The sequence below is a fragment of the Treponema sp. OMZ 906 genome, assembly GCF_024181185.1.
In the GTDB taxonomy this organism is placed as follows: Bacteria; Spirochaetota; Spirochaetia; order Treponematales; family Treponemataceae; genus Treponema.
The window spans coordinates 79,468-92,350 of sequence record NZ_CP051196.1 but is presented as its reverse complement, the minus strand read 5'-3'; the positions used below and the strand labels follow the sequence as shown (position 1 = coordinate 92,350).

Here is a 12,883-nt window from a genome sequence, read left to right as displayed (position 1 = left end):
TCAGATCATCATTTTGCGAGGGGGCTCTCCCCGACTAAAAGCCGCGCTTTCCCCTCTACCCCACACGCACTTTTTTGCTATAATAAAAGCACTATGAACGAACATGATTTTTTGAAGCTGCAAAACGGTAGCGATATCCGCGGCGTTGCGCTGGAAGGTGTTGACGGCGAACACGTAAATTTAACGACCGAAGTCTGCCGGAACATCGGCGCAGCGTTTGCGCTCTGGCTTTCCGCAAAAACAGGACGCAGCACGGATACACTGGTAATCGGTATCGGGCGGGATTCCCGGCTTTCCGGCGAAGCGCTTGAAAATGCACTCGTCGAAGGACTTGCGGCGCAGCGGGTTACTATCGTGCGCTGCTCGCTTGCTACCACACCGGCAATGTTTATGGGTACCGTGTTTGAAGAAACAAACTTTGACGGCTCAATTATGATTACCGCAAGCCACCTCCCCTTCAACCGTAACGGGTTCAAGTTCTTCGATAAATCCGGCGGGCTTGAACGCGCCGATATCACGGAAATTTTACGCAGTGCCGCCGCACAGCATGATGCTACAGCGCAGCACAGTAATGCCATTCCGCCTGATACCGCCGCACAACAGATTACCGGCGGCAGCAGCGTGCCGAAATGCCGGTCATTCGATTTAATTGCACGGTACTCAAAACACTTGCAAGACGCCATCCGGAAAGGCTTGAGCTTCCATGCCGAAAAGCCGCTTGCAAACTTGAAAATCGCGGTCGATGCCGGAAACGGTGCGGGCGGCTTTTTTGCAGAGCAGGTATTAAAAGAGCTTGGCGCCGATACAAGCGGCAGCCGCTTCCTTGAGCCGGACGGCACATTCCCCAATCATATCCCCAATCCCGAAAACAAGGCGGCGATGGAAGCGGCAAAAACCGCTACCGTGCAAAGCCATTCCGATTTGGGCCTGATTTTCGACACGGATGTTGACCGTATGTCGGCAGTGCTGTCCGACGGAACGGAGGTCAACCGCGATGCAATTATCGCAATGACGGCAGCAATCCTTGCACCCAACTATCCGCACAGCACCATCGTTACCGATTCGGTAGCTTCCGATCGGCTCACCTTCTTCCTTGAGCAGGAGCTGGGGCTTACCCATTTGCGGTATATGCGCGGCTACAAAAACGTAATCAACAAATGCCGCGAATTGAATGAGCAGGGGATTATCAGTCCGCTGGCGATGGAAACGTCCGGACACGGCGCGCTGAAAGACAATTACTACCTCGATGACGGCGCTTTCCTTGCGGTAAAGCTGGTAACGGCGCTTGCGAACGCAAAGCACGAAGGAAAAAGTATCGAAAGCCTAATTGGAAAGTTCCCGCCGATGGTAGAAGAAACGGAATTGCGTTTTAAGATACGCGGCGAAGATTTTAAAGAATACGGCATGTCAATCCTGCAAGCATTTAAAGAGCGCGCCGAAAAAGCAGGCTTTGAACTGCCGCAATCGTATGAAGGGGTGCGTATTTCGTTTAAAAGCACAGAAGCACAGGGCTGGATGCTACTCCGCTTATCCTTGCACGACCCCGTTATGCCGCTGAACATCGAAAGCAGCCGAAAAGGTGATCTTGCAAAGTTGAAAGCTATCGCCCGCACCTTGCTGGAAGGTTTTGACCGGCTTGATATAAGCGCCCTGGAGTAAGTAAAGGACAGCGAAGGATAAATGCACAGGGAAACGAAACGGTAGATGCGTCAACCATGATGGTATCCATAGCAATTTCGAACTAATCGTTTCTCTCAACTTTTACGGTACTTCTACCAAAAGCGCATGGGTCTTTTTATCCCGTTGATGAAATTTAACGGCCTCTTCCGGCAGGATAAGCAGTGTGCCCGATACGGCGGTGTTTAACACCGATTCTTTGTACGCATGACCGGTAATGAACATAAATCCTTTTTCCGAACAGGCATATCTACCGATAGTTTGCGGATCCGGTTTGATGATATCCGAACAGATGCGCACCGGTATTCCATCGGAAGCCCCCCGCTGTGCGGTGCCGGAAGATATGGCAGATGAGGATAACGTTCCGTATAAAAAACTTAAACTTGCACGCTCTTTTCCCAAATGTGAAGCCTCTGAAAGACGGAGAAGGTTCTCAGGCGAATCGTGCGTTTCAAAAGTAAAATGGCACCATTTATGAAACGCTACCGGCATTTTCGCCGTTCCGGTTTGGAGAGGACGATTGGGGAAACAACAAACTCCGGCATGGGGACACGGCGCATATATAGAAAAACCTGCCGCTAAAAATTCTGTTCTCAACAGGCTTAAAAACTCGCCTGCAAGTGGTATCCCCGGTTCAATGAACAGAACCGAACCGGCGGGCTTTAGATAGTGCATAACCGTACGGTGCGTTTTTTCGGCCTGGTCATCGAGGGAGAGCGGGCTGTTCCAAAATATCTCATTGAACATATTTGCTTCCGTTATCAGTGACACTTTTTCGGACAATGGCGTACCGAATGCTCCGCATACCTTCTTAACAGTCCAGGGAATTTCTCCGTTGTCCTTTTTACCGGTGTATGCACAGAGCGCTAAAAAAAGCTCTTCTCCGAAGCTGAGCGCTTTATTGGAAATATCTACACAATACCATGTCAGCCGTTTTTTCCGTAGCTTCGGTTTTGCAATCCACAAAGCGCAGACCAAAGTAAGCGGCCCCGAACCGAAATCTGCCGCATAATCGCCGTCATCAAGCGGGATCTCAAGATTCTGCAGAAGTTTCGTAAGCCGCACTAAATTCCACCACACATAATAGTGCGTGTATGCAGAAAGCTTTACCGGATCATTTAAATAGTGCGTTTTTCTGCTGCTTCGCTCATCCGTTAGTTCATGGAAAAGCGTGTGAATATGCTGCGGTAACAGTTGTTTCTTTTTTGCATCAAGCGGTAAAACCTGATCCAACAACATAGGAAAATACTCTAAGATATTTTTTGCTTCTGACGTAAGTCCGGAAAAAACAGGTTTTCCAAAGGTATAAGGCGTACTGTTTCGGCTTCCACGCAATTTCTCATTTTTTTGATTGAGCTTCTCACCGAAAACTTTTGTATATTGCTTTTTGTCTTTTGATTGATGGTTCTGACGGCTTTCTTTTGACTGAACATGATCCGCTTTATCTTGCGTCTGGGGCGAGGCGGTTTTTTTAACGAATTTTTCGTAGAACGGTTTTTGCATACTCATTATCATCTTAGCATTATAGAAAAAACAAGCGTCTTTTGCAAACGTACATGGATTTTTGTGATAGCTTCTAGAGGTTTTCAATATTCAACGTTTTGCTATTTTCAAAAGATGGACGCTTGCATAATAAAAAAATTTTTTTTATTATGATATCATTATGACAGCAGTATTAGTGTATTTTGATAAAGGAGAAAAGGCACAAACACAGCTTCTTCTGAAAGCCTTAAAAGAGGCGGCTCATAATCGGTGTGATGACGTTCGCGTTTTGAACGGATATGCGTTGGCCGATACCGATCGGCTTAATATGTACGAGTATATTGTCGTTTTCTGCGCCGAAAAACCGCTTTTTACCTCCAAACCCGATTCTGCTGTTGTAACCATCCTAAAAGAACACGGCCTGAAAGAAGGCTGTAAGGGCTGCGTTCTGACCGTAAGCCGCGGCTTGTTTTCGGATAAATTTACTCGGAATGTGATGAATGCATTGGAAAGCTGCGGTTTTATGATTGACTACTTCGATACATTGCGGAATGCTGCGGATGCTCGCCGTGCGGGGGCAAATATTGGGTAGTAAGGCGGAAAGCGGACAGCAGGATAGCGAAGAAGGACGCAGAAATCGATCAGCTCATCAAGTTCTAGAAATAGAAGATTATTATAAGATTTTAGATATTTCTCCTTCTGCTTCGACCGCAGAAATCAAACGGGCATTTAGAAAAAAAGCTAAAGAATTGCATCCCGATATTCCGCATAATATTCGGAATACCGGCGGCAAAAAAGCAAATGAGCAAGCGCTGATGCGGCTTATCCGCGCCTATGAAGCATTGCTCGATGTAAAACGTCGGGCGGAGTTTGATTTTTTCTATAATAAAACCGCAAAAAAAGGGGAAAGTTTTGATTACCGTACGTGGCTAAAAGGGCGGACGGATCTTGAAAGCAGAGCAACGCTGATCTTTTTTGACCTCTTTCATAATGCAGAAGATGAAGCGATACAGGAGTTTTTACGGCTCCGGTCGGTACAGCCTACGTTTTCGCTTCGCCATTACTTTAGCAGGGGAGATTTTATGGATTGCGGTTTTGTTCTTGCAGAGGAATTGTATTTCCGCGATCACTATTATGAGTCTTTTTTGCTGCTTGACCGGATTATCCGCGAAGAGCAAAAGCAGGCATATTTCCGCCATTTTTTCCCCGAAGTTCTTATCCTCGCCCGCAAACTTATCCGCGAGAAACTTATCTATGCCCTTGCCGATGATCTACTGCTCGATTGCTGCGAAGCCGCGCTGGATTTTGGGTTGAGTAAAGCGGATAATGCGGAAATATTAAAAAAGATGGCGGAAATTTATTACCGGATGGGTGATTTTAGCACTGGTGACGGATGCGCAGCGGCATCCGTGCGGATGAACCCCCGTATCCGCGGTATAACAAAGTTGAAAAAAAACTATCAGCAGCAGCTTTGGCGTTAACGGTATGCCGGATATCCTTAACACAAGATAACCGGTGTATCCTCCTAAGAAGGTAAGGCTGCGCAAAAGGTAAGGAATATATGATACGGATTAAGACAAAGGAACAGATAGACGGCATTCGCCTATCCTGTAAGGCATTGGCACGGCTCTTTAAAGAGCTGACTCCTCGTGTGCAACCTGGCATAACCACTAAAGCGCTGGATGACTTTTGTGTTGAGTACATTAAGAGTATCGGCGGCGTTCCCGCATGGTATGCAGAAGATTTTCCGGGGGCAGCCTGTATCTCCATCAATGAAGAAGTTATTCACGGCATTCCCAGCAAAAAGAAAATCGTACGGGAAGGAGACCTCGTATCGCTGGATATCGGTATTGACCTCAACGGATACATCAGCGATTCGTGCGTAACGGTACCAGTCGGAAATGTAAGCCCTGAACGAGCCCAGCTCTTAAAGGTTACTACCGACTGCCTCTACGCAGGAATTGCCGCCTGTCAGGCAGGGAAGCGTGTAAATGCGATATCCCGCGCGGTATATGATTTAGCGCGGCAGTATAAATACGGCGTTGTATATGAATACTGCGGACACGGAGTTGGGCTTAAGGTGCACGAAGACCCCAATATTCCGAACGTACCGGAGCGTGGTGCGCCAAATCCGCGGCTGGTACCCGGTATGGTAATCGCGATTGAACCGATGATCAACCTCGGTACGGCGGATGTTAAAACCCGTGCCGATGGATGGACGGTTGTCACCGCCGACAAGTCCTGCTCCTGTCACATGGAACACACAGTTGCCATCTTCGAAGACCACACTGAAATTTTAACTCAACTTGCCCCCGGTGAAGTGTAAATAAACGCAGCGCATAGTTATCATACGTTAGTTGTAAGTTAAACAGAAGGGGCACCTCTAAAAATCTAACCGAGTTTTTAGAGGTGCCCAAGAAAGGCCGCTAAAAGGTAAAATTTTTAGCGGCTATCAAGGGAGCTTCCGTTATTTTACCAATTCAAAGGCTGAGTATTCGTTGGTGCCGTCTAAACTGTTTATCACCGTGTATCCTGCAGCTGCTAATTTTTCCGCAACGGCAAAAGCGCGGTTGCCGGAATAGCAGTAGGTCAGTACCGGTTTGTCTTTAGGCAGTTTGGGGAGTAATTCAGCAAAGGTATCCGCATTCCCCGATATCGCGCCCTTTAAATGCGAAACGGCATAGTCCGCAGGTTCCCGGGCATCGACCACCGAATATCTTCCGGTATTTACCAACTCCTGCATCTGCTTTCCCCGTACATTTGCGACTTTGGTGAGCGATTTATAAGAGTAGCTGCCGACTCCATCCGCGTTGAACAGTTTTTTAAATCCGTTCTTTTGTAAGATTTCTGCAGCTGCTCGGCTCCGTCTTCCACTTCTACAAATAACGATAATATTTTTATCCTTGAGGTCGGCAATATCACTCAGTCTGTTACCGATATCGTTAAGGCTGATGTTGATTGCATAGCGGACATGCCCTGCATCATACTCATATTTTTCACGCACATCGATAACAAGATACTGCTCTTTTTCCGCCTTGTCGTTCATAATGGTGTCCAGCTCGACGCCTTTCATGTCCGTGATAGCTGTCATACCCTTCGAATCGCTTTTGCCTTCTTGCGCTGTACAGGCATTTCCCAACAGCATAATACAGACCAGTGCATATATAAGGACACTTATCTTTTTAAGATCAATTTTCCGACTATACATTTCGGACTCCTCTATGTCAGGATGTAGTAAAACAACCCGGTAGCGGTACCTTATGTTTTACATATTACACCTTAAATTTTGAGACTTCTTTTGCAAGATTCTCAATGCTATGCTTGTTTTTCTGCGTAAGCTCATTCACTTCTTGTATAGCGTTATTAATCTGCACCGCACCGGATGCCATTTCGCTCATGCTATCGGTAATAACACGAGTAAGTTCATCAAGCTTCTGCATTTCGTCTGCAACACTTTCACCACCTTTCAGCATTTCTTCTGAGCCGGCCTATACTTCCGCCGTTACCGTATTGATATCTTTCATAGCGGTTAATACTTCTCTACTGCCGTTTTCCTGTTCCCGCATTGCTTCGGTAACAGTATTACTCATCTCTTTTACCTGTTCGGCAAAGTTAAAAATCGTATTGAATTTTTCCTCTACGGTTTTTGACGAGCTTGAAAGCATCTCTATTTCTCCGGTCAAGTTTTTTAGTGTAGCGGTAATAGTTTTCCCTTGCATCGAGGACTCTTCTGCAAGTTTACGTATCTCATCCGCAACGACGGCGAATCCTTTGCCTGCTTCACCTGCATGAGCAGCTTCTATTGCAGCATTCATTGCAAGTAGGTTTGTTTGTGATGCGATATGCTGAATAACGCTGGAAGCCTCCATTAACGAACCGGACTCTTCTGCAATTTTTTGCGTCACAGTATTCGAGGTAACAAGAGTGGCTTTGCCGTCTCCGGTTGCTGTTGTCAAATTTCCGATGGCGCCATCGGTTTTGCTGAGCGTCTGGCTGATGGAAGCGATATTTGCTACCATTTGTTCTACTGAAGCGGAGGATCGTGCAACACTGCCCGCTTGATTTTCAATACTGGTATTAAGCTGTTTAATCGTCCGTACGATTTCTTCAACAGTTGCTGCGGTTTCGGTAACGCTGGCGGCTTGAGTTAAGGCCTGCTGTTTAACACCGTCAATATTTGCGCTAATTTGGTTTACTGCGCTTGCCGTTTCGGTCATATTGGAGGCAAGTTCATCGCCGATTTCTTCCATGGTATGGCTATTGCTCCCAACCGTTCGTATCGATGTACCAATCTTATCGATCGTTTTGTTAAAGTATTCGGACAAATCCGTTACCTCATCATTACCAATCGCCGGTAGCCGAACTGTTAAATCTCCTTCCCCCTGCGCAATATTTTTTAAGGCATTAACAGCAGTCTGAACCGGTTTTACCATTGTACGGGCAACAAAATAGACCACGATCAGTGCACCGATCAGTACGCTAATACCAATACCAATCATCGCGGTGCGGAGCGTGTTGACGGTTCCCATAAATTCGTTGACGGGAGCGCGTATGATAATCGACCAACGAGTAGCTTTGACTGTTGCAAATGATGCGATATAATCAACCCCTTGATAGTCATAGTAACAGACTTCGCCTTCGCTACTATCAAGGACATGCTGTAAAAAGGCAGCAGTTGATGCGAGCGAGGCGTTTGTTTTTGCTTGTTCGATGATATTATCTTGTTTTTGCACTAAATCGGTATCCCTATCTGCGATGATAATTCCTGACGAGCCCATAATATAACAGTTACCGGATTCTCCTACGACGATATCGGCAATGGCTTCGGACAAAGTAAAACCTGAGATATCGGCAGACAACACTCCTACAATAGTTTTGTCATCATCATATACAGGCACGGAAAGGGTATTGATCAATTGCCCGTTTGCACGCGAGATATACGGTTCCGAAAAAAAAGACTTCCCTGCAATGGCGGCACGAAACCAATCTCTGTTAATGACGGATAATATACTTCCATCGGCAAGTAAACATTGTCCTTGCGCATCCGTCATATTTAATTCTACTATTTTTTCGTTAAAGGCTACTTCTTTTGCGAGAAAGCTTAATTTTGCGGCAGATGAAGAATTTACACCTCGAAGAATTGGCATACGGGAAATCCCTTCGATAAACTGTAATAACGACGTTACTCTCCCGTTAATAATTTCAGCGGTATCATTTGCTTTGTCGATAAGGTGGGCTTCAATTTTTTCTGTTACTGCCTTTCGTGCAATGACAACAGCGAAAACAATTTCGATTATTCCCGCAGCTGCGATTAAAATACCAAAGATGAGAATAAGTTTTTTTCTTAAAGAAAAACGATTTCTTACCTTTTCGGTGGTGACATACGCCTTATCTACTTGTTCTTGATGGGTGTGGATGGTACTTTTTTCATTCATTTTGTCAAAACTCTCCTTTTATGACAAAAGATCACCTCCGCCTATCTTGTCCGCCTTTTAGAAGGTAATAATAAGCGGAGCCGTGTGTATGTTGTGCATACAAGAAAAGTATAGCCCTTTTGCCGGTAGGTGTCCAGCAAGAAATAAGTAGTGGTGGTAAAGAAAATTAAATCTAAAGAAAAGCTCTAAATAAAATAGAGAGTTCTATAAAATAAAAAGCGTGTAAACTACTTTTTCTCTGGGACAAGGCCGTCAACAAAATACTTGTCCGGTAGTTTTGCAGGTTTTCCGTTTCTATCCACGCAACCCCACGAAACTTCAGCTTCAACACAGACAATGCCCCCCGGATTTGTGATTACCTGCCGGAAAGTTCCCGAAAGCTTGCCGAGTTTGATAGGGGTAACGTCAATACGGAGCTTATCGTAGAGTCGCGCGGAATATTTATAGTGGATATCGATATGAGTTACATAGAGCATATAGCCTTCTTCGATTAACCCGACATAATCGAAACCGATACGGCGTAGGTACTCCATACGGGCATATTCCAAATAGTTTAAATATATGGCGTTGTTTACATGATTATACGCGTCCAGTTCATAACTCCTAACCTCTACTTCTATCGGTTGTATCATTGTTTTTCCTCCTTTAAACCTTAAAATTAAGTGCGTAAAAAAAAAGACTGCAAGTTCTCTTGCAGTCTTTTGAGCTATGATGGATTCGAACCATCGACCCACGCCTTAAAAGGGCGTTGCTCTACCTACTGAGCTAATAGCCCATATCTTGAAATAACAGGACGAGTATATAGGATATTGAGTGCTATGTCAAGTATCGCTCCTGTAAATATTTTTGTTTTGCCGTATACTATCACGTTTTACCACATTTTTCCAGCATTATTCGAGGCAAAAATCACATTTTTCCAGATATTTTATGGTGATTTATCACATTTTTCCATAGACAAACTGCTCAAATCAATATCTTCTTTGCAGCACCGCCGTAATATTCATTGCGGAGTGCGTGGACGTGCTCATCGCGGATATAGTCGTCAAAGGGCATCATCCGGTCGATTACACCGCCGGGGGTAATTTCCACAATGCGGTTTGCGATCGACGAGATGAACTCATGGTCATGCGAGTTGAACAGTACGACACCGGGGAAGGCGATGAGCGCCTCGTTCAAACTGGTAATCGCTTCCAAGTCAAGGTGATTGGTCGGTTCATCCATAATCAGCACATTGGCGCCGGAAAGCATGAGCTTACTGAGCATACAGCGTACCTTTTCCCCTCCGGAAAGCACCTTAACGGGTTTGAGCGATTCATCGCCGGTAAAAAGCATGCGTCCCAAAAAACCGCGCACGTAGGCTTCGTCCTGTTCGGTGGAAAATTGCCGCAGCCAATCGGTAATGTTCAAATCAGTTTCAAAGTAGCTGGAATTATCCTTGCTGAGGTAGGCATTCGTAACGGTCTGTCCCCAATACACATCTCCAGAATCGGCGGTTTTAACACCGGCGATAATATCGAAGAAAGCCGATTTTGAGTTATGCTCCTGCCCGACAAAGGCGATTTTGTCCGTTCGGTTCACGGTCAAGCTGAAATCTTTGAGCAGCGTAATACCGTTGCCCGAACCTTCTTCCTTAGAGGTATAGTTGAGCTTTTCTACGCGGACAACGTTATTGCCGATTTCTCTATCCGGTTTAAAGTGAACATAGGGGAACTTCCGAGTGGTAACTTCCAGTTCTTCCAGAGCAAGTTTATCGTACACTTTTTTGCGGCTGGTTGCCTGCCGGCTTTTTGCCGCGTTAGAAGCAAAGCGCAGGATAAATTCGCGTAGGTCTTTCATCTTTTCTTCGCGTTTTTTCTGCTGATCGCGTGCCTGCCGCTGCATAATCTGACTCATCTGATACCAGAAGTCGTAGTTACCGCTGTACATACGGATTTTTCCGAAGTCGATATCGCAAATATGCGTACACACGGTGTTTAGAAAGTGCCGGTCGTGCGATACCACGATCACGGTATTCGGGAATTCAATTAAAAACTCCTCAAGCCAGCTGATGGATTCAAGGTCGAGACCGTTCGTCGGTTCGTCCAACAAAAGAATATCGGGATTGCCGAACAGCGCCTGCGCCAGCAGCACACGAACCTTCTGACTTTCGTCCAGCTCGCTCATCATGCGCTCGTGGTTTGCCTCTTCCAAACCGAGCCCGGAGAGCATCTGCTCTACCTGATTTTCCGCCTCCCAGCCGCCCATATCGGCAAACTCACCCTCAAGCTCCGAGGCGCGGATACCGTCCTCTTCGCTGAAATCTTCTTTTTCGTAAATGTTTTCCCGCTCTTTCATAATTTTGTAGAGCTGCGGGTAGCCCATGTATACTGTGTCTTTGACGGAATATTCATCAAAAGCAAAGTGATCCTGCCGCAGTACCGCCATCCGCTCGCCCGGCGTAATACTGATTTCACCGCTATCGTGCTCTAATTCGCCTGAAAGCAACTTGAGAAAGGTTGACTTTCCCGCTCCGTTCGCTCCGATAATGCCGTAGCAGTTCCCGGGGGTAAATTTTAAATTGACATCTTTAAAAAGAGGTTTTTCCGAAAATTTTAAACTAACATCGCTTACTGTAATCATACAGGGCAGTATAGCTTAAAAGGAAAAAAGAGTGAACGGGATGGATGAATAAACGCATCAGGTCGTTTTTTAACATCCCCACGGAAAAACTGAGACTATTCGACCAGAACTGCCAAGGATGGCAGTAGTTCCATACAGCAGCGATGTTTTGTGCGTACACAAAACTCGCCTTCAACTGTTGTACACGGATGTACAACAGTTGAAGATGGTTCAAATGGTCTCACAGTCTCAGTTTTTCCGCAGTTTTTATCTAGTCTACCTGATGCGTTTATCCATTTGTGGGAAAAATGTGCGAAATTTTAGATAAAATTTCGCACAGAAGGGCTGTTACGGATTATGGGGGTCTGCAAGTACCTGTTGGTAAACCTCTACAATTTTCTGCGTCATCGTTTGATAATTGTCTTGCAACGCGGCTGTGCTTATTTCTTCTTTGAGGGCTTTGCTATTTTTAGCGCTTTGCTTTTTTTCATACAGATTGTGTAGGATTTTATTAAACGCGGCCGAATCTTTAAATGCGAAACCCGTCACTCCTTCAATATATTGATCTTCATTTTCTTTATCGTATAGATGGACGACAGGCATGCCGCAGGCAATTGCTTCCAAAGCAGAAACCGAATGATTTTCTGAAAGCGAGGTCATAATATATGCATCGCATAAGTGATAATAGTATTTGATATTCTCATGCAATACGGCTCCGGTAAAAATTACCGAATTTCCAATGCCATAATCCTTGGCCTGCTTCTCAAGCTCAGCTTTAGCGGGACCGTCCCCGATTATAAATAATTTTGCATTCGGCATACCGGCTGCAAAATCTTTCCAATACTCTAACGTAAGGGAAAGATTTTTTTCCGCTGCAAGTCTACCGCAAAAACAAGCAACAAAATCTTCAGGTTTGATGTTGTATTGTATTTTGAGATTACGAACAACATCTCGATTAAGCGTTTCTTCTGCAAAATCGGACGTAATGCATGCATTGGGAATTTTATAGATCGGCGTTGTCACCTTGCACTGTTTTAAAAAATCTTCCAGTTTTGTCGACGCACAGATAACCGCTTTAGCGGCATTGGTATACCGTAAAATACCGTGGTCGATAAAATCTTTTACCGCTTTAAGATTTTGCAATGCGCCGAAATAGTGAATATAATCGTAGTACATACTATGGCACGTGTATACGATCGGTATATTGAGTTTACGTCCTGCATACAAGGCAAAAAGACCTTGGCTGAATTCATGGTGAATATGGATAATATCGGGATTCCATTCTTTTAGTAGTTTTAATCTGGTTCTACTATGCGGGTAAGAGACAGAGTAATTGTAAAGATGGGGCAATTTTACGGCAGGACTGTATAAAATACCGTCGGTAATATGATGATGCTTTGTATTTGCATCGGGCTTAACGATAAGAACCTCATGCCCCAATTCAATTAAACCTTTCCTCAGCGCTTCGATATGATATACGGCGCCGTTAATTTCCGGAAGATAACACTCGGTGATAATAGCAATTCGCATATAAGCAGCCCTTTATAAGACAGCTTTTATCCTAGCACGGTCAGTCGGTAAAAGCAAGCCGTAAACAAAACTTCAAAATGCCTATGATATTGTGTAGGAGCTTGCCGGCATACGTCCAAGATTTTTTGGGCGATCTGTTGATATGTGCAGCTGGACATCGC

General features: G+C 45.2%; 9 protein-coding genes, 1 tRNA gene and 1 pseudogene. 4 read left to right on the top strand and 7 right to left on the bottom strand.

Annotated features, from left to right (window positions below; translation table 11 throughout):
• Positions 1 to 93: 93 nt before the first annotated feature.
• Positions 94 to 1,659, top strand: a complete 1,566-nt coding sequence (locus tag E4N69_RS00405; RefSeq protein ID WP_253824121.1) for a phosphohexomutase domain-containing protein — start codon at positions 94 to 96, stop codon at positions 1,657 to 1,659.
• Positions 1,660 to 1,761: 102 nt separating this feature from the next.
• Here E4N69_RS00405 and E4N69_RS00400 read toward each other — a convergent pair whose 3' ends face one another.
• The gene (locus E4N69_RS00400) at positions 1,762 to 3,180 is read right to left on the bottom strand and encodes a small ribosomal subunit Rsm22 family protein (protein ID WP_253824120.1); all 1,419 of its coding nucleotides are present in this window, start codon (positions 3,178 to 3,180) and stop codon (positions 1,762 to 1,764) included.
• 160 nt (positions 3,181 to 3,340) lie between these two features.
• On the opposite strand from E4N69_RS00400, the gene E4N69_RS00395 reads away from it, so the two are divergent.
• From E4N69_RS00395 to map, 3 genes are all read left to right on the top strand, one after another.
• Positions 3,341 to 3,751 carry a hypothetical protein gene (locus tag E4N69_RS00395; RefSeq protein ID WP_253824119.1) on the top strand — a complete coding sequence of 137 codons (411 nt, stop codon included), beginning with the start codon at positions 3,341 to 3,343 and terminating at the stop codon, positions 3,749 to 3,751.
• Positions 3,720 to 4,640: a DnaJ domain-containing protein gene (locus E4N69_RS00390; protein WP_253824908.1), complete on the top strand. Its 921-nt coding sequence runs from the start codon at positions 3,720 to 3,722 to the stop codon at positions 4,638 to 4,640. The genes E4N69_RS00395 and E4N69_RS00390 overlap by 32 nt, the downstream gene beginning before the upstream one ends.
• 80 nt (positions 4,641 to 4,720) lie before the next feature.
• Positions 4,721 to 5,485, top strand: a complete 765-nt coding sequence (gene map / locus E4N69_RS00385) for a type I methionyl aminopeptidase (RefSeq protein WP_162661974.1) — start codon at positions 4,721 to 4,723, stop codon at positions 5,483 to 5,485.
• A gap of 141 nt (positions 5,486 to 5,626) precedes the next feature.
• Here the strand turns inward: map and E4N69_RS00380 are convergent, their stop codons facing one another.
• The 6 genes and pseudogenes from E4N69_RS00380 to E4N69_RS00355 all read right to left on the bottom strand — a co-directional run bounded on the left by E4N69_RS00380 (position 5,627) and on the right by E4N69_RS00355 (position 12,722).
• Positions 5,627 to 6,367, bottom strand: a complete 741-nt coding sequence (locus tag E4N69_RS00380; protein WP_253824118.1) for a rhodanese-like domain-containing protein — start codon at positions 6,365 to 6,367, stop codon at positions 5,627 to 5,629.
• A gap of 64 nt (positions 6,368 to 6,431) precedes the next feature.
• A pseudogene (locus E4N69_RS00375) lies at positions 6,432 to 8,594 on the bottom strand (cache domain-containing protein).
• A 227-nt stretch (positions 8,595 to 8,821) separates the two neighbouring features.
• Positions 8,822 to 9,226, bottom strand: coding sequence for an acyl-CoA thioesterase (locus E4N69_RS00370; RefSeq protein WP_253824117.1), 405 nt, complete (start codon positions 9,224 to 9,226; stop codon positions 8,822 to 8,824).
• A gap of 70 nt (positions 9,227 to 9,296) precedes the next feature.
• Positions 9,297 to 9,369: transfer RNA gene (locus E4N69_RS00365), tRNA-Lys, on the bottom strand.
• 188 nt (positions 9,370 to 9,557) lie between these two features.
• Entirely contained in the window at positions 9,558 to 11,213 is a 1,656-nt protein-coding gene (locus tag E4N69_RS00360; protein WP_253824116.1) for an ABC-F family ATP-binding cassette domain-containing protein, read from the bottom strand.
• 327 nt (positions 11,214 to 11,540) lie between these two features.
• A complete protein-coding gene (locus E4N69_RS00355) occupies positions 11,541 to 12,722 on the bottom strand; it encodes a glycosyltransferase (protein WP_253824115.1) in 1,182 nt (393 codons plus the stop codon).
• Positions 12,723 to 12,883 lie beyond the last annotated feature (161 nt).

Excerpts from the sequence above, each read along its gene's own strand:
- E4N69_RS00405 (WP_253824121.1), top strand. The coding sequence starts at position 94 with ATGAACGAACATGATTTTTTGAAGCTGCAAAACGGTAGCGATATCCGC.
- E4N69_RS00400 (WP_253824120.1), bottom strand. The coding sequence starts at position 3,180 with ATGCAAAAACCGTTCTACGAAAAATTCGTTAAAAAAACCGCCTCGCCC.
- E4N69_RS00395 (WP_253824119.1), top strand. The coding sequence starts at position 3,341 with ATGACAGCAGTATTAGTGTATTTTGATAAAGGAGAAAAGGCACAAACA.
- E4N69_RS00390 (WP_253824908.1), top strand. The coding sequence starts at position 3,720 with ATGCTCGCCGTGCGGGGGCAAATATTGGGTAGTAAGGCGGAAAGCGGA.
- map (WP_162661974.1), top strand. The coding sequence starts at position 4,721 with ATGATACGGATTAAGACAAAGGAACAGATAGACGGCATTCGCCTATCC.
- E4N69_RS00380 (WP_253824118.1), bottom strand. The coding sequence starts at position 6,367 with ATGTATAGTCGGAAAATTGATCTTAAAAAGATAAGTGTCCTTATATAT.
- E4N69_RS00370 (WP_253824117.1), bottom strand. The coding sequence starts at position 9,226 with ATGATACAACCGATAGAAGTAGAGGTTAGGAGTTATGAACTGGACGCG.
- E4N69_RS00360 (WP_253824116.1), bottom strand. The coding sequence starts at position 11,213 with ATGATTACAGTAAGCGATGTTAGTTTAAAATTTTCGGAAAAACCTCTT.
- E4N69_RS00355 (WP_253824115.1), bottom strand. The coding sequence starts at position 12,722 with ATGCGAATTGCTATTATCACCGAGTGTTATCTTCCGGAAATTAACGGC.